Source organism: Geodermatophilus dictyosporus (genome assembly GCF_900115505.1).
GTDB classification, from domain to species: Bacteria; Actinomycetota; Actinomycetes; order Mycobacteriales; family Geodermatophilaceae; genus Geodermatophilus; species Geodermatophilus dictyosporus.
The window spans coordinates 259,539-280,909 of sequence record NZ_FOWQ01000003.1 but is presented as its reverse complement, the minus strand read 5'-3'; the positions used below and the strand labels follow the sequence as shown (position 1 = coordinate 280,909).

At 76.4% G+C, this 21,371-nt stretch carries 18 protein-coding genes; 7 read left to right on the top strand and 11 right to left on the bottom strand.

The features are described from left to right. Positions 1-118: 118 nt before the first annotated feature. On the top strand, positions 119-1,858 hold the full coding sequence (gene leuA / locus BMZ33_RS08560; RefSeq protein WP_169064066.1) for a 2-isopropylmalate synthase: 1,740 nt from the start codon (positions 119-121) through the stop codon (positions 1,856-1,858). A 45-nt stretch (positions 1,859-1,903) separates the two neighbouring features. On the opposite strand, the gene mnhG is transcribed toward leuA, so the two are convergent. The 7 genes from mnhG to BMZ33_RS08525 form a co-directional block, all read right to left on the bottom strand. Then, complete coding sequence (gene mnhG / locus BMZ33_RS08555; RefSeq protein ID WP_091109145.1) at positions 1,904-2,311, bottom strand: monovalent cation/H(+) antiporter subunit G; 408 nt, start codon at positions 2,309-2,311, stop codon at positions 1,904-1,906. Next, positions 2,308-2,637 carry an MrpF/PhaF family protein gene (locus BMZ33_RS08550; RefSeq protein WP_091109144.1) on the bottom strand — a complete coding sequence of 110 codons (330 nt, stop codon included), beginning with the start codon at positions 2,635-2,637 and terminating at the stop codon, positions 2,308-2,310. Before BMZ33_RS08550 ends, mnhG begins: the two co-directional genes overlap by 4 nt. Further along, a complete protein-coding gene (locus BMZ33_RS08545) occupies positions 2,634-3,200 on the bottom strand; it encodes a Na+/H+ antiporter subunit E (protein ID WP_091109143.1) in 567 nt (188 codons plus the stop codon). Before BMZ33_RS08545 ends, BMZ33_RS08550 begins: the two co-directional genes overlap by 4 nt. Continuing rightward, complete coding sequence (locus BMZ33_RS08540) at positions 3,197-4,888, bottom strand: Na+/H+ antiporter subunit D (protein ID WP_091109142.1); 1,692 nt, start codon at positions 4,886-4,888, stop codon at positions 3,197-3,199. The genes BMZ33_RS08545 and BMZ33_RS08540 overlap by 4 nt, the downstream gene beginning before the upstream one ends. Next, positions 4,885-5,373 carry a Na(+)/H(+) antiporter subunit C gene (locus BMZ33_RS08535; RefSeq protein ID WP_091109141.1) on the bottom strand — a complete coding sequence of 163 codons (489 nt, stop codon included), beginning with the start codon at positions 5,371-5,373 and terminating at the stop codon, positions 4,885-4,887. The genes BMZ33_RS08540 and BMZ33_RS08535 overlap by 4 nt, the downstream gene beginning before the upstream one ends. Beyond that, positions 5,370-8,246: a Na+/H+ antiporter subunit A gene (locus tag BMZ33_RS08530; RefSeq protein ID WP_091109140.1), complete on the bottom strand. Its 2,877-nt coding sequence runs from the start codon at positions 8,244-8,246 to the stop codon at positions 5,370-5,372. Before BMZ33_RS08530 ends, BMZ33_RS08535 begins: the two co-directional genes overlap by 4 nt. A gap of 148 nt (positions 8,247-8,394) precedes the next feature. Next, the gene (locus BMZ33_RS08525) at positions 8,395-10,203 is read right to left on the bottom strand and encodes an ABC-F family ATP-binding cassette domain-containing protein (protein WP_091109139.1); all 1,809 of its coding nucleotides are present in this window, start codon (positions 10,201-10,203) and stop codon (positions 8,395-8,397) included. A gap of 164 nt (positions 10,204-10,367) precedes the next feature. Between BMZ33_RS08525 and BMZ33_RS08520 the strand changes: the two genes are divergently transcribed. Both BMZ33_RS08520 and BMZ33_RS08515 read left to right on the top strand, forming a co-directional pair. Then, the gene (locus tag BMZ33_RS08520) at positions 10,368-11,234 is read left to right on the top strand and encodes a hypothetical protein (protein ID WP_091109138.1); all 867 of its coding nucleotides are present in this window, start codon (positions 10,368-10,370) and stop codon (positions 11,232-11,234) included. Positions 11,235-11,333: 99 nt separating this feature from the next. Beyond that, on the top strand, positions 11,334-12,887 hold the full coding sequence (locus BMZ33_RS08515; protein WP_091109137.1) for a Mur ligase family protein: 1,554 nt from the start codon (positions 11,334-11,336) through the stop codon (positions 12,885-12,887). Between the two features lie 15 nt (positions 12,888-12,902). Here the strand turns inward: BMZ33_RS08515 and BMZ33_RS08510 are convergent, their stop codons facing one another. Together BMZ33_RS08510 and BMZ33_RS08505 are read right to left on the bottom strand one after the other, a co-directional pair. Continuing rightward, positions 12,903-13,667 carry a class I SAM-dependent methyltransferase gene (locus BMZ33_RS08510; protein WP_169064065.1) on the bottom strand — a complete coding sequence of 255 codons (765 nt, stop codon included), beginning with the start codon at positions 13,665-13,667 and terminating at the stop codon, positions 12,903-12,905. Then, on the bottom strand, positions 13,664-14,683 hold the full coding sequence (locus tag BMZ33_RS08505; RefSeq protein WP_169064064.1) for a methylenetetrahydrofolate reductase C-terminal domain-containing protein: 1,020 nt from the start codon (positions 14,681-14,683) through the stop codon (positions 13,664-13,666). Before BMZ33_RS08505 ends, BMZ33_RS08510 begins: the two co-directional genes overlap by 4 nt. Positions 14,684-14,791: 108 nt before the next feature. On the opposite strand from BMZ33_RS08505, the gene BMZ33_RS08500 reads away from it, so the two are divergent. The 4 genes from BMZ33_RS08500 (at position 14,792) to BMZ33_RS08485 (ending at position 18,226) form a co-directional block, all read left to right on the top strand. Continuing rightward, positions 14,792-15,781, top strand: coding sequence for a pirin family protein (locus BMZ33_RS08500; protein WP_091109135.1), 990 nt, complete (start codon positions 14,792-14,794; stop codon positions 15,779-15,781). Positions 15,782-15,892: 111 nt separating this feature from the next. Next, entirely contained in the window at positions 15,893-16,804 is a 912-nt protein-coding gene (locus tag BMZ33_RS08495; protein WP_091109134.1) for a DUF5996 family protein, read from the top strand. Between the two features lie 28 nt (positions 16,805-16,832). Beyond that, positions 16,833-17,801: a pirin family protein gene (locus BMZ33_RS08490; protein WP_091109133.1), complete on the top strand. Its 969-nt coding sequence runs from the start codon at positions 16,833-16,835 to the stop codon at positions 17,799-17,801. Next, on the top strand, positions 17,798-18,226 hold the full coding sequence (locus tag BMZ33_RS08485; protein WP_091109132.1) for a PPOX class F420-dependent oxidoreductase: 429 nt from the start codon (positions 17,798-17,800) through the stop codon (positions 18,224-18,226). Before BMZ33_RS08490 ends, BMZ33_RS08485 begins: the two co-directional genes overlap by 4 nt. Positions 18,227-18,271: 45 nt before the next feature. On the opposite strand, the gene BMZ33_RS08480 is transcribed toward BMZ33_RS08485, so the two are convergent. Continuing rightward, positions 18,272-19,033: a VOC family protein gene (locus BMZ33_RS08480; protein ID WP_091109131.1), complete on the bottom strand. Its 762-nt coding sequence runs from the start codon at positions 19,031-19,033 to the stop codon at positions 18,272-18,274. 170 nt (positions 19,034-19,203) lie between these two features. Beyond that, positions 19,204-21,297 (bottom strand): TPM domain-containing protein, encoded by a 2,094-nt coding sequence (locus BMZ33_RS24420; protein WP_091109130.1) that lies wholly within the window; start codon positions 21,295-21,297, stop codon positions 19,204-19,206. Between the last annotated feature and the right edge of the window lie 74 nt (positions 21,298-21,371).

Sequence of the window (21,371 nt, the reverse complement as noted above, 5' to 3'; positions counted from 1 at the left end):
CTCTCCTAGGTCGGCCCCCTCGCCGCGGAGTCCAGCCGCGACGTGAGCGCGTCCCCGGCGCCTGCTGACCGCCCCCAGGAGCGACAGTCCAGCCCGCGCCAGAGGAGTCGAGTCCCCCGTGAGCACCCCGCAGCACCCGCACGCCCGCAACCCCCAGCGTCCGTCCCGGATGCCGGTCCACCGCTACGCGCCCTTCCAGCCGGTCGACCTGCCCGACCGCACCTGGCCGGAGCGGGTCACCACCGCGGCCCCGCGCTGGTGCGCCGTCGACCTGCGTGACGGCAACCAGGCGCTGATCGACCCGATGACCCCCGACCGCAAGCGGCGGATGTTCGAGCTGCTGGTCCGGATGGGCTACAAGGAGATCGAGGTCGGCTTCCCGGCCGCGAGCCAGACCGACTACGACTTCGTCCGCCAGCTCGTCGAGGACGACCTGGTACCCGACGACGTCACCATCCAGGTGCTGACCCAGGCCCGCGACGAGCTCATCGAGCGCACCTTCGAGTCGCTGCGCGGCGCCCGGCAGGCGATCGTCCACCTCTACAACTCGACGTCCACGCTGCAGCGGCGGGTGGTCTTCGGCTCCGACCGCGCCGGCATCGTCGACATCGCCGTCCACGGCGCCCAGCTCGTGCGCAAGCTGGCCGAGCAGATGGGCGACACCGAGATCCGCTACCAGTACAGCCCGGAGTCCTTCACCGGCACCGAGCTGGACTTCGCCGTCGAGATCTGCAACGCGGTCACCGACGTCTGGGAGCCCACCCCCGACCGGCCGACGATCATCAACCTGCCGGCGACGGTCGAGATGGCCGAGCCCACCGTCTACGCCGACCAGATCGAGTGGGTGCACCGCAACCTGGGCCGCCGCGACGCCGTCGTCCTGTCCCTGCACCCGCACAACGACCGGGGTACCGCCGTCGCCGCCGCCGAGCTCGGCCACCGCGCCGGCGCCGACCGCATCGAGGGCTGCCTGTTCGGCAACGGCGAGCGCACCGGCAACGTCGACCTGGTCACCCTGGGCCTGAACCTGTTCAGCCAGGGCATCGACCCGCAGATCGACTTCTCCGACATCGACGAGATCCGCCGCACCGTCGAGTACTGCAACCAGCTCGGCGTGCACGAGCGGCACCCCTACGGCGGCGACCTGGTCTACACCGCCTTCTCCGGCTCCCACCAGGACGCGATCAACAAGGGCTTCACCGCCCTGGCGGCCGACGCGCAGGCCGCGGGGAAGCCCGTCGACGAGATGCCGTGGGCGGTCCCCTACCTGCCGATCGACCCCAAGGACGTCGGCCGCAGCTACGAGGCGGTCATCCGGGTCAACAGCCAGTCCGGCAAGGGCGGCGTCGCCTACATCATGAAGACCGAGAACCACCTCGACCTGCCGCGCCGGCTGCAGATCGAGTTCAGCGCGGTCATCCAGCGGCACACGGACGACGAGGGCGGCGAGGTCACCGCCGGGCAGATGTGGGCCGCCTTCAGCAGCGAGTACCTGCCCGACCCCGACGCCCCGTGGGGCCGCTTCGCCCTCGCCGGCCACCGGCACACCACCCACGGCGACTCCCTCGACGAGATGGTCGTGGAGCTGGTGGACGACGGCGTCCCGGTCAGCGTGCAGGGCCGCGGCAACGGCCCGATCGCGGCCTTCGTCGACGCGCTCAAGACCCTCGACGTCGACGTCCGCGTCCTGGACTACGCCGAGCACGCGCTCAGCGCCGGCGGGGACGCGCGCGCCGCGGCCTACGTCGAGTGCGCCGTCGGCGACCGGGTGCTGTGGGGCGTCGGGATCGACCCCAACATCGTCAGCGCCTCGCTGCGCGCGGTGGTGTCCGCGGTCAACCGCGCCCACCGCGGCTGATCCTCCGGGCGAGCAGCCGGGGCGGCGTGCGGCGCCACCCCGGCCTCAGCCGCCCGGCCGGAGGTCGGGACGCTCGGGCGGGGCGTCGCCGGGCTCGTCGCCCCGGTACGCCTCGTCCTGGTGGCCGGCGCCGCCGAGCTCGTCGACCAGCAGCAGGTCCCGGCGCACGTGCCTGCGGCGGTAGGCCACCCGGCTGACCAGGTGTGCGCTCACCGGGGCGGTCAGCAGCTGGAAGGCCGCCACGAGGAGCAGCATCCAGGCGTTCGCCCAGCCGTCGAGCCGGATGGCGGCCCCCACCATGACCAGCAGGACGCCGAGCACCTGCGGCTTGGTGCCGGCGTGCATCCGCGAGAGCACGTCGGGGAAGCGCACCAGGCCCAGCCCGGCGGTGAGGCAGAGCGCGGCGCCGGCCAGCAGGCAGGCGTACGCCACGACGTCGGCGAGCGCCGTCACGGCGAGGCCTCCCGTTCCTCGGCCGCGACCGGCAGGCCGACGTCACGGCCGTCCCCGGTGTGCGAGCGCAGCAGCATCCCGCCGACGTAGCGGGCGACGGCGACCGACCCGACGAAGGCGAGCAGCGCCACGACGACCAGCACCGGCAGCAGGGTCGGGTCCTGCACGAGCGCGGCGTGTACCGCCAGTCCGGCCGAGATGATGACCAGCAGCGTGTCGGTCGCGACGACCCGGTCCAGCAGCGAGGGCCCGCGCGCCAGCCGGACGAGGGCCAGCAGCGCTCCCCCGCCGATGAGCGCGTACAGCGTGGCTTCCACGACCGTCACGGCGTCGGCACCCCCTCTCCCCGGTGGGTGTCGAGGGCGGCGAGGTCCGCGGCCGACCCGAACGCCCGGACCAGGCGCCGCTCCACCACCAGCACGTGGGCCTTCTTGCGCTCCACGTCCTCGAGGTCGCGCACGGGCAGCAGGTGCAGCGTCATCACCCGGTGCTCCCGGTCCAGGTCGAGCACGAGGGAGCCCGGCACGAGCGAGGTCGCCTCGGCGACCATCGTGAGGAGCAGGTCGGAGTCGGCGCGCAGCTGCACCCGCACGATCGCCGTGCGGTCCACCCCGCCCGGGCGCAGGGCCTGCCAGGCGACCTCGGCACCGGAGGTGAACAGGTCGACGACGAAGTGGCCGAGGAAGACCAGCAGCGGCACCGGCCGCACCCGGGTGCCGTCGATCACGTGCGGCAGCGGCAGCAGGGTGAGCACGGTGAGCGCGACGAGCAGGCCGGAGAGCAGGTTCGCCCACGACCAGGAGCCCCAGAGCAGCATCCAGACCAGGACCAGCCAGGCCATCAGCGGGACCTGGTGCCGCAGCCGGGTCGCCGCGGGCTCGACGGTCACCGGATCTCCCCCGTCCCGAACACCGAGGTGAGGTAGGGCGTGCGGTCGACGAGGTCCGTCGCGGCGCGGTCGGCCAGGCCGTACAGCGGGCCGGCCAGCCCGGTGAGGGCGACGGTGAGCGCGACCAGCGCGACCGTGGCCCCCACCATCGTCCGGGGCAGCGGGCGCAGCGCCCGGACCGCCCCCGCCGCCGGCGGCAGGTCGGGCTCGGACGCCGTCGCCACGGCCGTGTGCCGACGCCAGGCGTCCTGCAGCGCGGTGCGCGGCCGACCGTCCGGGGACCCCTCGCCGTCGCCGCCGCCCGCTCCGGTCCGGCCGGCCCCGGCGTCCATCGCCGCCGCCGCGGCGGTGTCGTCGGCCGGGGACTGGCTCGGGGGCCGCCAGAAGGCGCGCGTCCAGACGCGGGCGACGGCGAGCAGGGTGAGCAGGCTGGTGACCACCCCGCCGCCGACCAGCGCGAAGGCCAGCACGCTGCCCTCGGCGACCCCGGCCTGCAGCAGGCCGAGCTTGCCGATGAAGCCCGACAGTGGCGGGATGCCGGCGAGGTTCATCGCGGGCACGAAGAACAGCACGGCCAGCAGCGGGGACCGCCGCGCCAGGCCGCCGAGCCGGTGCACCGACGTCGTCCCGCCCTGGCGCTCGACCAGGCCCGCGACCAGGAACAGCGTCGTCTGGATGGCGATGTGGTGGGCGACGTAGAAGACCGCGCCGGCCAGGCCGGCCGCCGTCCCGAGGGCGATGCCGAACACCATGTAGCCGATGTGGCTGACCAGGGTGAACGACAGCATCCGGCGCAGGTCGCTTTGCGCGACCGCACCCAGGATGCCGATGAGCATCGTGGCCAGCGCCGCCCACATGAGCAGGTCGTCGAGCGCGCCGCCGGGGAACAGCAGCGTCTGGGTGCGGATGATGGCGTAGACGCCGACCTTGGTGAGCAGGCCGGCGAAGACGGCGGTGACCGGGGCGGGCGCGGTCGGGTAGCTGTCGGGCAGCCAGGCCGAGAGCGGGAAGACGGCGGCCTTGATGCCGAAGGCGATGAGCAGCATCGACTGCAGCAGCACCTGGGTGCCCTCGGGCAGCTCGCCCAGTCGCACCCCGAGCTGAGCCATGTTCACGGTGCCGGTCGCGGCGTAGACCAGCCCGATCGCGGCCAGGAACAGCAGCGAGCTGGTCAGGCTGACCACGACGTAGGTGATGCCGCCGCGGATGCGCGCCGCCGTCCCGCCCAGGGTGAGCAGCACGTAGGAGGCCATCAGCAGGATCTCGAAGCCGACGTAGAGGTTGAACAGGTCGCCGGCGAGGAAGGCGTTGCTCACGCCCGCGACCAGCACCAGGAACGTCGGGTGGAAGATCGACACGGGGGTGCCCTCGTCCCCGTCGGCAGAGCCTTGGCCCACGGCGAAGACGAGGACGCCGAGCGCGACGGTGGAGGCGACCACCAGCATCAGCGCCGAGAGCCGGTCGACGACGAGCACGATGCCCAGCGGCACCGGCCAGCCGCCGACCGAGACCGAGCTCGCGCCCTCGGCGTCGGCGGTGAGCAGCAGCGCCACCGACACGGCCAGCACCGCGACGAGCACCACCGTGCTCAGGCTGCGCTGGAACGCCGGGTGGCCGCTGACCAGCAGGGCGCCCGCGGCCCCGAGGAGCGGGAGCAGCACCGGCAGCGGGGCGAGGACCTCGGTCACCGGCTGCTCCCCGCGGGCAGGTCGACGTCGTCGGCCAGCTCCTCGGCGTCCCCGGCCAGGCTGTCGGCGTGCCCGGCGATGCGGTCGTCGGGGGCCAGGTCGTCCGGGTCCAGCTCGTCGGCGTCGGGAGCCCGCCGGGCGGCCACGCGGCGGTCCTCCTCGTCGGTGCCCACGACCTCCTCGCGCACCAGGCGCCAGGAGCGGTGGATGATCGCCAGCACGAACGCCGCGACGCCGAAGGTGATGACGATCGCGGTGAGGATGAGCGCCTGCGGCAGCGGGTCGTTGATCTCCTCGGCGTCGGAGTAGCCGAGGATCGGCGCCAGCCCGGCGGGCCCGCCGGCGGACAGCAGCAGCAGGTTCGTCGCGTTGCCCAGCAGCAGGAACCCCAGCAGCACGCGGGTGAGGCTGCGGTCGAGCAGCAGGTACACCCCTGCCGCGTAGAGGCCGCCGACCATCAGCGGCAGCACGATCGTGGGGGTCACCGCAGCACCATCTCCCCGGGGTCGAGCTCGACGGGGTCCTCCTGGTCCTCCTGGCGGTCGAGCTCCGCCCCGAGGCTGCGCAGCACGTCGAGCACCAGCCCGACGACGATCAGGTAGACGCCGACGTCGAAGAACAGCGAGGTCACGAGCTTGACGTCGCCGAGCACCGGCAGCGTGGTCTCGAGGACCGCCGTCTGCAGGACCCCGGCACCGAGCGCCAGGCCGACGACGCCGGTGGCCCCGGCGAACAGCAGCCCGCTGCCCAGCAGCAGACCGGGAGCGACCGGCGCGGCCTCACCGAGCTCGTAGCGCCCGCCGGCCAGGTAGCGCAGCACCAGTGCGAGGCCCGCCACCAGGCCGCCGGCGAAGCCGCCGCCGGGCTCGTTGTGCCCGGAGAACACCAGGTACAGCGAGAAGACCGTGATCGTGTGGAAGAGCAGCCGGGTCACGACCTCGAGCACCACCGAGCGGCGGGCCGGGTCGAGCGTCGCGGTGGCGGCCAGCCAGCGGTCCCGCGGCGCCCGGCGGGCCCGCCGGCGCTGCTGCGCGAGCTCGGTGCGGGGGGCGCGGTCCACCCCGCCGGTGCGGCGGCGCAGGAAGACCAGGCTGGCCACGCCGGTGGCGGCGACGACCAGCAGGGAGACCTCCCCGAGGGTGTCCCAGGCGCGGATGTCGACCAGGGTCACGTTGACGACGTTCTTGCCGCCGCCGAAGTCGTACGCCGGCCCGGGCCAGCCCTCCGACACCGGCACGGCGGTGCGGGCGGACAGCGCGACGGCCCCGACCGCGGCCATGAAGGCGCCGACCGCGACGGCGATCACCCCGCGGACGGCGCGCTCCCGGGGCCGGTGCCGCTCGGTGATGTCCTTGGGCAGCTTGCGCAGGACCAGGACGAAGACCACCAGGGTCAGCGTCTCGACGAGGAACTGGGTGAGCGCCAGGTCGGGGGCGCCCTGCAGCGCGAAGACGACGGCGATGCCGTAGCCGGTGACCCCGACGACCAGCACCGCCGAGAGCCGCTGGCGGATCCGGAGGGTGAGTGCCCCGGCGGTCACCACGACGACGCCGACGACGGCCTGCACCGGGGTGTCCCAGGCCCGCCACTCCCCCGGCCAGGGCGCGCGGGTCAGCAGCAGCACCCCGGGCAGCGCCAGGACGGCGACCAGGATGGTGCCGAGGTAGGCCGGCAGCGACCCGCGCTGGGTGGTGCCGGTGACCAGCACGGAGAGCCGGTCGACGCCCTGCAGGACGTTCCAGTAGCCCTCGTCGGCCGAGGCGCCGACGGCCGTCCGCCGCTGCAGCCGCTGGACCGGCACGCGGAGGACGAACAGCACCGCACCGCCGGCGACGGTGAGGGCGGAGAGCGCCAGCGCCGGTTGCCAGCCGTGCCACAGCGCCAGGTGCTCCACCTCGGGGGCGAGCAGCGGCAGCGTGTCGGCGTGGGCGGCGACCAGCCCGTCGAGCAGCGGGCTGGCCGGCCCGAGGACCAGCCCGGTGAGCGCCAGCACCACGGGGGCGGCCAGGAACAGCGGCTCGGGCGCGTGCCCGACCTCGGTGTCCCCGCTGCCGGGCTTGCGGGCGAACGCGCCCCACACGAAACGGGCGGTGTAGGCGGCGGTGAGCACCGAGCCGGCCACCAGCCCGACCAGGACGGCGAGCGCGGCGGTGCGGTCGGGCAGCCCGCCGTCGAGCAGGGCGGTGAACGCCGCCTCCTTGCCGACGAAGCCCAGGAGCGGCGGCAGGCCGGCCATGGACGCCGCAGCGGCGGTGCCCGCGACGGCCAGCACCGGCAGCCGCCGGCCCAGACCCGAGAGGCGGGTCAGGTCGCGGGTGCCGGTGGCGTGGTCGATGACGCCGACGGTGAGGAACAGCGTGGACTTGAACAGCGCGTGCGCCAGCGTCATGACCAGCCCTGCCGCGGCCAGCTCGCGACTGCCGGCGCCGACCAGCGTGACGAGGAAGCCCAGCTGGCTGACCGTGCCGAAGGCGAGCAGCAGCTTGAGGTCCTTCTGGCGCAGCGCGCGGTAGCCGCCGACGAGCATGGTCGCCACGCCGAGGCCGAGCACGAGCGGCCGCCAGCCGGGGACGTCGGCCAGGCCCGGCGCCAGCCGGGCGACCAGGTAGACGCCGGCCTTCACCATCGCCGCGGCGTGCAGGTACGCGCTGACCGGCGTGGGCGCCTCCATGGCCGCCGGCAGCCAGAAGTGGAACGGGACCAGCGCGGACTTGGTGACCGCCCCCGCCAGGACCAGGACCGCGCCCCACACCACGGCGGTGCCGCTGCCCGGGTCGGCGACGACCTCCGACAGCCGGAAGGAGCCGCTGGCCTGCCCGATGACGATGAGCCCGACGAGCATCGCCAGCCCGCCCGCGGTGGTGAGGACCAGCGCCTGCGACGCCGCCCGCCGCGCGGCCAGCCGCCGTCCCGACCCACCGATGAGCAGGAACGAGAAGACGGTGGTGAGCTCCCAGAACACGTAGAGCAGCAGCAGGTCGTCGGCGAGGACGAGGCCGAGCATCGACCCGGCGAAGGCGGTCAGGGTGCCGGCGAAGCGGCCGGTGCCCTCGTCGTCGGGCCCGAAGTAGCGGGCGCAGTAGACGAAGACCAGGGCGCCGACGCCGGTGACCAGCGCGGCGAAGGTGAGCGCCAGCGCGTCCAGGCGCAGCGCGACGTCGAGGTCGAGGGCGGGGATCCACGGCACGGTCTCGCGGACGTCGTCGCCGGCCAGGACCGTGCGCAGCTGCAGCACCGTCCAGACGAAGCCGGCGCCCGGTGCCAGCGCCAGGACGAGGAATGCCTGCCTGCCCCACCACCGCACGAGGAGAGGTGCCAGCAGCGCGGCCAGCAGGTGGAGGGACAGCAGTGCGGTCACGGGTCTCCCGGGAGTCGGAGGCGGCTCGGGGACCACAGACGTCGGTCGACGACGGCCGGCGGTGGCCCCAGCCTACCGGTCGGGCGCGACCGGGCCGCTCCCGTCGGCCTCCGCGACCGCCGCCGGCCGGGCCGGGACTCCCCGGGGCTCAGCCCTCGGCGAGCTCCGCGGCGGCCAGCCAGTCGGTCTCGACCTGCTCCTTCTCGGCGAGCAGCTCCCGCAGCCGGCCGTCGAGCTCGAGCACGCGCCCGTGGTCGGTGGCCGCGGCGGCGAGGTCGGCGTGCAGCCGCTCCTCCTCGGCGCCGAGCCTCTCCAGCCGGCGCTCCAGGCGGGCGGCCTCCTTGCGGGCGGCACGCACCTCGGCGGCCGAGGGTCCGGCGGGCGCAGGGGCCGCGGCCGGGACCGGCCCGGCGGCCGCCGAGGACAGCGCGGCCTCCCCGGCGGCCCGCCGCTGCAGGTACTCCTCGACACCGCCGGGCAGTGCGGCCAGCGAGCCGTCGCCCATGAGGGCCACGACCGAGTCGCACACCCGGTCGACGAAGTACCGGTCGTGGCTGACCACGAGCACCGCGCCGGGGAAGGAGTCGAGCAGGTCCTCGAGCTGCGTGAGGGTGTCGATGTCGAGGTCGTTGGTCGGCTCGTCGAGCAGCAGCACGTTGGGCTCCGCCATCAGCAGCCGCAGCAGCTGCAGCCGCCGTCGCTCGCCGCCGGAGAGGTCGCCGACCGGCGTCCACTGCCGCGACGCCGGGAAGCCGAACCGCTCGGCCAGGGACGACGCCGAGATCTCCTGCCCGCCGATGCGCGCGACGCGGGCGATCTCCTGCACCGCCTCGAGCACCCGCAGCCGCGCCGGCAGCTCGGTCACGTGCTGCGACAGGTACGCCGGCGCCACCGTCTGGCCGCGCACCACGCGGCCGCGGTCGGGCTCGGCCTCGCCGACCAGCAGCCGCAGCAGCGACGTCTTCCCCGCGCCGTTGACCCCGACGACGCCGATGCGGTCACCGGGCCCGACGTGCCAGGTGAGGTCGCCGAAGAGGGTCCGCGGGCCGGTGTCGGTGGGCACCGAGTAGTCGACGTCCTCGACGTCGTAGACGGTCCGCCCGAGCCGGCGGGCGGCGAAGCCCTTGAGCGCCATGGTCTCGCGCGGCGGCGGCTCGTCGGCGATGAGCGCCTCGGCCGCCTCGATGCGGAAGCGCGGCTTGCTCGTGCGCGCCGGCGGGCCGCGGCGCAGCCAGGCCAGCTCCTTGCGCACCAGGTTGAGCCGCCGTTCCTCGGTGGCCGCCGCCACCCGCGCCCGCTCGGCGCGGGCCAGCGTGTAGGCCGCGTAGCCGCCCTCGTAGGCGTGCACCGCGCCGCCGGTGACCTCCCAGGTCTGCGTGCACACCTCGTCGAGGAACCACCGGTCGTGGGTGACGACGACCAGCGCGCCGACCCGCCGCCGGACGAAGTCGGCCAGCCACGCCACGCCCTCGACGTCGAGGTGGTTGGTCGGCTCGTCGAGGACCAGCAGGTCCAGCGGGCGGATGAGCTGCGCGGCCAGCGCGACGCGGCGCCGCTCGCCGCCCGACATCGGCGCCACCGGGCTGTCCAGGCCCAGCCGGTCGAGCTCCAGACCGGACAGCACGCTGCGGACCGCCGGGTCGGCGGCCCACTCGTGCTCGGCGGCGAACAGCGACGCCGGCAGGACGACGTCGCGCACGGTCGTCCCGGGCGGCAGCGTGCCGGACTGGTCGAGGACGCCGACGGCGAGGTCGCCGCGCTGCGTCACCCGCCCGCTGTCGGGCTCCTCGCGGCCGGTGAGGACGCCGAGCAGCGTGGACTTGCCGCTGCCGTTGCGCCCGACGACGCCGATCCGCTCGCCGGCCGCGACGCCCAGGGAGACGTCGTCCAGCAGCACGGTGGTGCCGTGGGACTTGGTGACCCGCTCGAGGTTGAGCAGGTTCAGCGGCGCGCTCACCGTCGGGTCCGGGTCATGAGGGTCCCCAGTATCGCCGCCCGCGTCCGCGCTGCGGCGGCCGGCTGCCCGCTCCCGCTAGTGGACCGCAAGGAGGCCGCAAGTGCCGCCCGGAGAGTCGGGGGCAGCACTCCCCGGGAGCACGGGGGCGGAGGAGCGGAGGACCCATGAGCACCACGGCGGCGGCCCACGACACGACGGCCCACGGCACGACGGCCCGCGGCACGACGGCCCGCGCCACGACGGCCCGCGGCACGACGGCCCGCGGCACGACGGCTCACGACGCGGCGATCCACCGCAGGACGGTCCCGGCGCCGGCCGGGCCGCACCTGAGGGCGGTCCCGCCGCTGCCCGCCGACCCCCCGCCGACGGGGACCCTGTGGTGGGCGCGGCTGCTGCGCCGCGGCCCCGGCCCCGTCGAGTACTCGCTCGTCGCGGTGAACTCCGACCGCTTCCCCGACGGGACCCCGGTGGACATGACCGCCGTCGACGCCCGTGGCCGCCGCCCCGCCGGGTGGGCGGTCGACGTCCGCCACCGCGCCGCCGACGGACGGGTGACCCGGATCGAGGTCGCCGAGGAGCTGGCCGACCGGTGCCCGCCGATGTGGTTCGCCGAGCTGCACCACGCCTCGAGCGCGCTGCCCGCGACCTCGCTGCTGGCCTACCGCGGCACGGCGTTCTCCCCCGGTGCGCTGGTCGGCCCGCACGAGCTGGCCGCCGCCGGCGTCCGCCCGGCCGACCGGATCGGCGAGGTGCGCTGGTGGACCCGCTCCGGGCTGGTCGACGCGGTGACCGTCGCGCCGGTCTACCGCGGCCGCGGGGTGGCCCGGACGCTGGTCACCGCCGCCGAGGGGCTGCGCTTCCTGCGCGGGTGGGCCCCGCTGCGCTCCGACGGCCGGCTGACCGACGCCGGCGCCGCGTGGCTGGCGTCCGCACCCGCGGCGTGGCGGCCCCGGCTGGCCGAGCGGACCGAGGTGCTCCCGGCCGAGGAGACCGACGAGGGCCCGACCGGCGTGGCCCGCCTGCTGCGCTGAGTGACCGGTCCGTGACGACGGACACGGGAAGGGCGGCGCGCCACCAGATCGTGCCGTCCCGATCTGCGCGGTGTCCCGGGCGCACCTAGCGTCGGCCGGGTGCTCCCCGCGGTCCCCTGGTCGGAGGTGGAACGCCGTGCCCGCACCGTCCCCGGGGGCGCCGTCACGCGCGTGGGCGGCGACGCCGGCCTGACCGTCCGCGGCCTGGTGACCGACTCGCGCCGCGTCGTCCCGGGGTCGCTGTTCGCCTGCGTCCGAGGCGCCGCCAGCGACGGGCACCGCTACGCCGCGGCGGCCGCGCGGGCCGGCGCGGCCGCGCTGCTGGTCGACCGGCCGGTCGACCCGGCCGTCCCCCAGTTGCTGGTCCCCTCGGTGCGCGCGCTGCTCGGCCCGCTCGGCGCCCTCCTGGCCGGCGACCCGGCCCGGGCGCTGCGGCTGGTCGGTGTCACCGGCAGCAACGGCAAGACGACGACGAGCACGCTGGTGCGCGGCGCCCTGGAGGCGGCGGGCGCGCGCACCGGGGTCGTGGGCACCCTGGGCGCCACGGTCGGCGGGCGCTCGCGCAGCACGTCGCTGACCACCCCCGAGGCCCCGGAGCTGCACGAGCTGCTGCGCTGGATGGTCGACGCCGGCGCCCGGCGGGCAGTGGTGGAGGCCTCCTCGATCGCGCTCGACATGGGCCGCATGGACGCGCTGGCCTTCGACGTCGCCGTCTTCACCGGCTTCGAGGAGGACCACCTCGACCACCACGGCACCGTCGAGCAGTACTGGGCCAGCAAGGCGCGGCTGTTCGAGCGGGACCGGTCCTCGGCCGGCGTGGTCGTCGTCGACGACCCGTGGGGGCGCCGGCTGGCCGACCAGGCGCCGGTGCCGGTGACCCGCGTGGGCTCGGCCGCGGACGCCGACGTCCGGGTGCTCGGGTGGCGCACCGGCGTCGCGGGCACCGAGGTCCTGCTGGCCGACGACACCGGCGGGCACCGGGTGCGCAGCCCCCTGGTGGGGCGGGTGCACGTGACCAACCTGGCCGCCGCGTGGGCCACCGGCCGGGTGCTCGGGGTACCGGCGCCGCGGATCGCCGCCGGGCTGGCCGCGGTGGCACCGCCCCGCGGGCGCAACACCGTGCTGGGCGGCGGCGGGCGGCCGCTGGTCGTCGTGGACTACGCGCACACCCCGCAGGCCCTGGCCGCCGCGATCGGCACGGCGCACGACCTCTGCCGGCCCGGCGGTCGCGTGCACCTGGTCCTCGGCGCGCGCGGCCGGCGCGACCGCTACAAGCGGCAGGGCCTGGGCGGGTCGGCCCGCGCGGCCGACGTCGTGTGGCTGACCAACGAGGGCAGCCACGGCGAGGACCCCCTGGCGATCATGGCCGAGCTCCGGGTCGGCCTGCTCGGCGCGGCCGCGGCGGTGCGCACGGTCCCCGACCGGCGGGCGGCCATCCTCGCCGCGGTCCGCGCCGCCGGGCGTGCCGACGTCGTGCTCGTCGTCGGCCGCGGGCACGAGACGCGGATGCTCGACACCACCGACCCGCTCGACGCGGTCCACCTCGACGACGCCGAGGTCGCGAACCTCGCGCTCATCGCCGAGCACGGGCCGCCCGCCGCCGCGGGCGACGGCCTCGGCGCCCTCGACGGCCCGGCCCACCGCGCCTCCTGACCGCCGGCGACCGGGTCAGCCCGCCTCGGCGACCCCGAGCCACGGCCGCAGCGCCCCACCGGAGAGCAGCCTGGCCACCCGGCCGGCCTGCTCCTGCGCCTCCCGCCAGCGCGGGTCGTCCCGGTGCCGGCGGGCCACCTCGGCGTCCACCGCGTCGGCGCGCGCGTCCCACTCCGGCGGGCTGTCGCGGAGGTCGGCGGTCGCGGTCTCGCGCAGCCGCAGTCCGGCCGCGGCCAGGAGCCGCCGCAGCTCCGCCTCGGACGGGAAGTCGTTGCCCTCGGGCAGCGGCGGCGGCAGCGGGCGGTCGGCCACGAAGACCAGCAGGCCCAGCCGGCCACCGTCGGGGAGCACCCGCCGCAGCTCGGCCAGCGCCCCGGCCTTGTCCGACGTCGTGCACAGCACCCCGAGGCACCAGGCCGCGTCGAACGCGCCGTCGCCGAAGGGCAGCCGTTGCGCGAGCGCGGCCACCGACGGGAGACCGAAGAGCCGGTGTGCCGCGCGCGCCGCGGCGTGCATCGGCTCGGCGCAGACGGGGCGGACGCCGCGGTCGGCGGCCAGCCACCCGGCGGGGCCACCGACGCCGGCGCCGTCGTCGAGCACCCGACTGCCCGCGGTCAGCGCCAGCCGGTCGGCCAGCCAGCGCAGCGCCCCCTCGCTGCCGCTGCCACGGCACCCGGCCGGGATCGCGTGCCCGGCACCCAGCGCCCGCACGGCCTCCTCGGTCCAGCCGGCGACGGTGCCGAACTCGGCCTCCATCGCCTCGCTCTCCAGCTCGCTCACGTCCCCTCCCCGATCGCGGCGGCGACCTCCGCCTTGACCCGCGCACCGGCGTCCTCGCCACCGTCCGAGGCCAGGCCGGAGAGGTTGACCCCCACGACCCCGGGCACGGCCAGCAGCGCCCGCGCCTCCGCCACCGCGGCCGCGATCCCGGCCTCGCGGGGGTCGGGCGCGGCGAGCACCCGCTCGACCGCGGCGTCGTCGACGTGCAGGCCGGGGAAGCGCTGGAGCACGCGCGCCGAGCGCTCGTCGGTGTAGACGGCGACCGCGGCGACGAACGGCAGCGTCGCCCCGGCCCGACGTGCCGCCGCGACGAAGGCCGCCACGCCGGCCGGCGTGCGGACGTGGTTGAGGACGCACACCTGGGCGCCCGCCCGCTGCTTGTCCGCCACCCGGGCCGGGCGCCGGGGCGCCGGCGGGGCGTCGGGGGACTCGGGGACGGCGACGGTCAGCCCGGCGGCCGCGGCCAGCGCCGCCAGGCGTGTGCCGTCGAGGTCGAAGACCTGGGTGACGCCGGGGCGCACGCCCGGGCCGCGGGCATCGCCGGTCACGCACAGGACGCCGTCGACGCCGACGGCGGCCAGGCCCGCCAGCTCCTGCTCGAGGACGACGCGGTTGCGGTCGCGGCACGCGAGCGTCGTCCAGGGCCGGCCGCCGGCGTCGAGCACCTCGGCGGCGAACAGCGTGGGGGGCAGGTCGGGCCGGTTCGCGTGCTCGCCGACCAGCAGCCCGTTGGACACCGGGGCCAGCACCGCCACCACCCGCCGCAGGGAGGCGGGGTCGTAGGGCGCCACGGTGAGGTCGGTGAGCACGACCGGCCGGGTGCGGGCGCGGTCGAGCAGGCTGCCCGGTCTCGGTGGCGCCGGCGCCGGCGCGGGTGCGTCCCAGTGCGGGGCGGGGTCGTCGAGGAAGACGCAGCGGTGCTCGGCGACCTCGCAGCGACCGTCGTCGCGGACGCCTCCGCAGGGCCCGAAGACCATCCGCTTCGGGCAGCCCGTGCGGCGTCGGGCGTCGTCCACGGCCGGTGCCTGACCGGATCGGCGGGACGCCAAACGGCGTCGGGAAGACAGGCGCCTCCTCCGGCGCTACAGTCGCCACTAGTTGAGCTCTCAACCGAGGAGGCCGGCATGCCTGCCGTGACCGTCGAGGACACCACCACCCTCCCCCGCGTGCCGCTGCCGGCGCCGCGCACCGTCCGGCGCCGCACCCGCTCGGTGACCACCGCGCCGTCGGGCTTCGAGGGCGAGGGCTTCCCGGTGCGCCGCGCCTTCGCCGGGGTCGACCTGCACGACCTCGACCCGTTCCTGCACATGGACCAGATGGGCGAGGTCGAGTACGCGCCGGGTGAACCGAAGGGCACCTCCTGGCACCCGCACCGCGGCTTCGAGACCGTCACCTACATCATCGACGGCACCTTCGAGCACGCCGACTCCCACGGCGGGGGCGGCACGATCAGCAACGGCGACACGCAGTGGATGACCGCCGGCGGTGGCGTGCTGCACGTCGAGCGGCCGCCGGAGCACCTGGTGGCCAGTGGCGGGCTGTTCCACGGCCTGCAGCTGTGGGTGAACCTGCCGCGGGCGCAGAAGTGGGTGGAGCCGCGCTACCAGGACCTGCGCGCCGACGCGTCGGTGCTGCTGGCCAGCGCGGACGCCGGCGCGTTCCTGCGGGTGATCGCCGGCGACGTCGCCGGGCACCGCGGCCCGGGCTCGACGTACACGCCGATGGCCATGGTGCACGCCACCGTCTCCCCCGGCGCGACGCTCGACCTGCCCTGGGACCCGTCGTTCAACGCCCTGGTCTACGTGCTCTCCGGCGCCGGCGCGGTCGGCATCGACGCCGCGCCCGTGCGCACCGGCCAGCTCGCCGTCCTCGGCCCGGGCGACACCGTGACCGTGCGCGGCGCGGTGCACCAGGAGGCGCGGAGCCCGGCCCTCGACGTCGTCGTCCTCGGCGGGCGGCCGATCCGCGAGCCGATCGCCATGTACGGGCCGTTCGTGATGAACACCCGGCAGGAGGTCGTCGACGCCTTCGACGACTTCCGGGCCGGCCGCCTCGGCAGCGTCCCCGCCCTGCGGGTCCCGCACGACTCCGTGCGCGGCGAGACCGGGCAGTGAGCACCGACCGGTGAGCGCCGACCGGTGAGTGCAGCCCCCGGTGGCGGCTTCCGCGCCGCCGCCGGGGACTGCATGCTGGCCGCCAGCCGATCTGCGACGCCAGGAGCCGCCGTGCCCGTCTTCCCGCCCGTCCCGCTGGCCGAGTGGTCCGACACCAAGGACACCCTGCACCGCTTCCTGCAGGTCCTCGGCAAGCTGCGGCTGGCCAACGCCCCGCGGCGCAACCATTGGTGGCACGTCCCGCTCCACCTCACCGGCCGGGGCCTGACCACCCGGCCGATGGGCTTCGACCCCGTCTTCGCCGTCGACCTCGACCTGGTCGACCACCGGCTGGAGGTGTCGGTGGACGACGGACGGCGGGCGTCGTTCCCGCTGCCCGGCCTGAGCGTGGCGGCGTTCTACCGGCAGCTGCTCGACACCCTGTCGGGGCTCGGCCTGCCCTCGACCGTCGAGCTGCCCGTCCCGTTCGACCTGGCTGACCGCACGCCGTTCGCCGAGGACGAGCAGCACGCCGCCTACGACCGTGCCGCGGTCACCCGCTACTGGGTGGTGCTCGGCCAGGTGGCCCAGGTGCTCGAGGAGTTCGCCGGCCGCAGCTACGCCAAGACCAGCCCGGTGCACCACTTCTGGCACACCTTCGACCTCGCCGTCACCCGCTTCTCCGACCGGCGGGTGGAGCAGCCGGAGGCGGTCGACCCGGTCACCCGCGAGGCCTACTCGCACGAGGTGATCAGCGCGGGGTTCTGGTTCGGCGACGAGCGGGTCCCGGAGCCCGCGTTCTACTCCTACACCGCCCCGGAGCCCGCGGGCCTGGCCGAGGAGCCGCTGCGGCCGGCCGCTGCCCGCTGGATCGACAGCCGCGGCGCCCACCTCGCGCTGCTGCCCTACGAGGACGTGCGGACGGCGGCCGACCCGCGCGCCACCGTCCTGGACTTCCTGGAGAGCGCCTACGCCGCCGGCGCCCGGCGCGCCGGCTGGGACCTGGCGGCGCTGCGCTGCCCGGACGCACCCGAACCCCGATGACCCGCCGCGCCCCCTGGAGGCCCGCGCCATGAGCAACACCGAACCCCGCCCCGCGCCGCGCGAGGTCGGCGGCCTGGCCGACACGACCGCGGGCCCCGCCCTCGACCTGCTGCCCGGCAAGCAGGTGCCGCTGGGCGAGGGCACGGTGGTCCGCCGGCTGCTGCCCACGCTCGGCCGGCGGATGGTCGGCGCCTGGGCCTTCGTCGACCACTACGGCCCCGACGACGTCGCCGACGGCCCGGGCATGCAGGTCTCGCCGCACCCGCACACCGGGCTGCAGACGGTGTCCTGGCTGCTGCAGGGCACCGTGCACCACCACGACTCCCTGGGCAGCGACGTCACCTTCGGGCCCGGGCAGCTGGCGCTGATGACCGCCGGGCACGGCATCGCGCACTCGGAGCAGTCGCCGGTGCCCCACCCCCGGTACCTGCACGGAGCCCAGCTCTGGGTGGCGCTGCCCGACTCCGCGCGCGACACCGCGCCCGCCTTCGAGCACCACGCCGCACTGCCGGGGTTCGACTCCGACGGCGTCACCGCCACCGTGCTGATGGGGTCCTTCGGCGGGGCGACGTCGCCGGGGACGGCGCACACGCCGATCCTCGGCGTCGACCTGGACCTGGCCGCCGGCACCGACGTCGAGCTGCCGCTGGAGCCGGACTTCGAGCACGCCCTGCTCGGCGCCTCCGGCGGGGCCGACGTCGAGGGCGCACCCCTGGCCCACGGCGCGATGGTCTACCTCGGCACCGGCCGCCGGTCGGTGCGGATCCGGACCGAGGCGGCCACGAAGCTGCTGCTGCTCGGCGGCGAGCCGTTCGAGGAGCGCCTGGTCATGTGGTGGAACTTCGTCGGCCGCTCGGGTGAGGAGATCGCGTCCTACGCCGAGCAGTGGAACGCCGAGGACACCCGCTTCGGCGCCGTCGAGGGGTACGAGGGCGACCGCCAGCTCGCCCCGGCCCTGCCGCCGGTGCCGCTCAAGGCCCGGGGGCGGGTCCGGTGACCGCCGACGACCGGCACCTCGCCTTCCTCGCCGAGCACCGCTGGGGGGTGCTGGCCACGGTCAAACGCGACGGCCGCCCGCAGCTGTCCAACGTCGGCTACGCCTACGACCCGGCGCAGCGGCTGTTCCGGGTGTCGGTGACCGCCGACCGCGCCAAGACCCGCAACCTGCTGGCCGACCCGCGGGTGACCCTGCACGTGTCGTCGCCGGACTTCTGGTCCTGGGTGGCCGTCGAGGGCACCGCCGAGCTCACCCCGGTGGCCGCCGACCCGCACGACGCCACGGTCGACGAGCTCGTCGCCTACTACCGCGGTGTCTCCGGCGAGCACGAGGACTGGGACGACTACCGGCGGGCGATGGTCGCCGACCGGCGGCTCGTCGTCCGGTTCGCGCCCACGCACACCTACGGCCAGCTGTCCGGGTGACCGGCCCCGGCCGGCGCGTCCCCGCGCGCCGGCCCGGGCCGCCGCTCAGGCCGCCGAAGGCTCCTGCATCACCGTGAGGACCGCGCCCCACGGATCGGTGAGGACGGCGAACCGGCCGAACTCGGTGTCCATCGGGGCCATGGTGACCTTGCCGCCGGCGGCCTCGACCGCGGCGACGGTGTCGTCGGTGGAGGCGACGCCGAAGCAGGTGGCCCACCCCGTGGGCACGCCCGGGCTGGTGCCGCCGAGCCCGCCCAGCGGCCGGTCGGCGGTCGCGAAGGTGGTGTAGCCCTCGGCCCCCGGGACCTCCTCGTAGGTGAAGTCGAAGACCGCGGCGTAGAACTCGCGCGCGGCGGCGGGGTCGTCGACCGCGGCGTCGTTCCACACCAGCGAGCCGGGCTCGCCGTACACCTGCACGCCGGTGTGGGTGCCGGCCTGCCACAGGCCGAACTGGTTGCCCTGCGGGTCGCGGGCCACGACCATCGTGCCCATCGGCCCGACCTCCATCGGCTCGACGACGACGGTGCCGCCGGCCGCGCGGATGCGGTCGCAGGTGGCCGCCGCGTCGCTGGTCGCGAAGTACGTCGTCCACGAGGGCGAGGCGCCCGGGTCCATCAGCGGGCCGAGACCGGCGGCCTGCCGGCCGTTCCTGAGCGCGTTGACGTACCCGCCGAACTCGGGGCTGTCGGCCGTCCAGTCCCAGCCGAGCAGCTCGCCGTAGAAGGCCTTGGCCGCGGGGAGGTCGGAGGCGCCGTAGTCGATCCAGCAGGGCGTGCCGTCGGGCCAGGGGGTGTCGCGGGTGGGCATGGTGCCTCCTCGGTGTCGGGGGGAGCACCGTCCCACCCGGCACCGACGGTTCCCAGCCCTCGGCACGCGGTGTGCGCGTCCTCCCCCACCGCAACGCGTCCTCCCCCACCGCCCACCGTCGGGGAGGACGCGCGACGATCAGGTCACCTGGTCGTCGCGGGGCACCCGCGTCAGAAGCGGCCGCCGCCGGAGCGCCCGCGGCTGCGCGAGCCGCCGAACCCGCCACCCCGCGGCCGGCCGCCACCGCCGAAGCCGCCGCCGAGACCGCCGCCGAGACCGCCGCCGAGACCGCCGCCACCGCTGATCCCCCCGCGCATGCCGCCGGCCAGGATGCCGCCGAGCACGAGGCTGCCGAGGTCCACGCCCCCGCGGCCGCCGTAGCCGGGCGCGTAGCCCGGTCCGTACCCACTCCCGTACCCGCCGCCGTACCCGCCGCCGCCGTAGCCGCCGGACCAGGTGGCGACGTCGTCCTGCGCGAGCTGCAGCGCCTGCTGGGCCAGCTGGTCGGCCAGCTGGGCCTCGCGCAGCGCGCCCTCGGGGTCGGTGCGGCCGGTGCCGGCGGCGACGTCGAGGTGGCGCTGGGCCTCGGCGAGCCGGGTGCGCGCCTCGGGCCCGACCGCCCCGCGCCGGGTGGCGACGAAGTCGGCCGCCGCGGCCACCGTGGAGCGGGCGCGCAGCAGCGTCTGGTCGAGCGCGGCCGCGGCCCGCCGTGCGCGGGTCTGCGCGTCCCGGGCCACGGTCAGCGCCTGCTCCAGCGCCAGGCCCGCCTCCTCCAGGCGGCGGAGCGCGGCCAGCGGGTCGGGGAGGGTGCCGCCGCCGGCGGCCATCGCCTCGTCCGCGGCGGCCAGGGCGGCCTCGGCACGGGCGATCTGCGGCCGCAGCCCGCGGGCGTCCCCGGCGGCCACCAGCGCCCGGGCCTCGGCGAGGTCCTCCTCGGTCTCCGCGCGCACTGCCGGGAGGCGTGCGGCGGCGTCCTCGAGGTCCCGCTCGAGCCGGCCGACGGCGTCGAGCAGGGTGCCCACCTGCGCGAGCGCGTCCTCCGCGGCGCGCAGGTCGCCCACGGCCTCGCCCGGCCGGCCGGCGTCCAGCGCGGCGCGGGCCTCGGCGACCTCCTGCTCGGCGGCGGCCAGCCGCGCGCGGGCCTGGTCGAGGTTGCCGGCCACCGGCGCGAGCGCCGAGGGGGCGTAGCGGCGCTGCAGCCGGGCCGCCCGCTCCTCGTCCTGCGGCAGCCGGCCGTGCAGCGCGGTGACCCGCGGCGCCAGCCCCTCGAGCACCTGCGGCGCGGTGCGCTCGAGGTCGCGCAGCTCGGCGAAGGCCTCCGCCTGCGCGTCGAGCCGCTCGTCGGCGGCCGAGGTCAGCTGCAGGATCCCGGTCACCAGCGCGCGCCGGGTCGGCTCGTCCTCGGCCACCTCGTCGTCGAGCTGCTGGCGCAGCGTGAAGGCGCGGGTGAGCTCCTGCCGCGACTGCGCCAGCGCCTCGCCGAACCCCGCGACGGCGGCCTCGCCGTACTGCAGCCGCGCGAAGTCCAGGTCGAGCTGGGAGGTCTTCACCGCCTCGTCGAGCTCGAGCAGCGCGGCACTGGCCCGGCCCTGCAGCTCCTCGGTGGGGACGCCGGCGTAGGGGTCGGGCCGCTCCAGCCGCCGCGTCGGCGGGGGCTGCGCCTCCCGCCGCCGGCGCCGCGAGCGCGCCACCAGGTACGCCCCGCCCCCGAGGACGGCGATGCCGCCGACCACCGCGGCCGTGGTGGCGCCCGAGCCCGAGGACCCCGACGAGGACGACGTGGACGACGTGGACGACGTGGACGTCGAGGCTCCCTCGCCGATCCCGCCGGCGAAGGCGACCGCCGCGCCGGCCCAGTCGTCGGCGGCCAGCTCCGGCTCGACGTCGGCGGCGAGGAAGGCGTCGATCCCGGCGGTGTCCTGGGGGAAGGCGTCGTCGACCCAGTAGCCGTACTGCCGGTCGTCCACCGCCACGGCGAGCAGCACGTCGGTGCGGCCCAGGCCCGACAGCCCCGCCGTCCGCCGGGCCCACTCACCGGACTCCAGCCCGTCGAAGGAGGACACGTAGACGACGAACACCTGGGTGCCGTCCTCGGCCTGCCGCTCGTCGACGGCCCGCTGCACCCGGTCGGTGTCGCCGCCGAGCGCGCCGACAAGGTCGGTCACCTCCTGCGGCGCGCGGAACGGCACCTCCGCCAGGGCCGGGCCGCCCCCGGCGAGCAGCAGCACCGCCGCGACGGCGAGGACCCCCATCAGCCGGCGCACGGGACCGACCCTAGGTCGGCCGCGCCGCCGGGGCAGCCCGGCCGGGTAGGACGCGCACGACCGGGTAGGGGACG